The sequence below is a fragment of the Bradyrhizobium sp. LeoA1Lang genome, assembly GCF_055413685.1.
Window position 1 is genome coordinate 1 of record NZ_JBVAPG010000565.1, and the last position, 330, is coordinate 330.

At 65.5% G+C, this 330-nt stretch carries 1 protein-coding gene; it reads left to right on the forward strand.

All coding sequences use genetic code 11. The features are described 5' to 3' along the window. Positions 1-308 (forward strand): SDR family oxidoreductase (locus ACZYOF_RS44530; RefSeq protein ID WP_463719690.1); only part of this gene is annotated, 308 nt, incomplete at its 5' end. Positions 309-330: the final 22 nt, after the last annotated feature.

Consider the following 330-nt stretch of genomic DNA (forward strand, 5'->3'; position numbering starts at 1 on the left):
GGCTCGGCAGTCCGGGTGAATATGTCGACTACGCCGCGTCGAAGGGCGCGCTGGAGACATTCACGACCGGTTTCGCCAAGGAGGTCGCGCGCGACGGAATTCGCGTCAACTGCATTCGCCCCGGACATATCTACACCGAGATGCATGCGAGCGGCGGAGAGCCGGGGCGGGTAGATCGCGTCAAGGACTCGATCCCGATGGGGCGAGGCGGGCAGCCTGAAGAGGTGGCGCGCGCGATCCTGTGGTTAGCCGGCGCCGAGGCCTCGTTCATCACCGGCACGTTCCTCGATGTCACTGGCGGCAAGTGAGTAACGGGAATTGGCGCCGGGA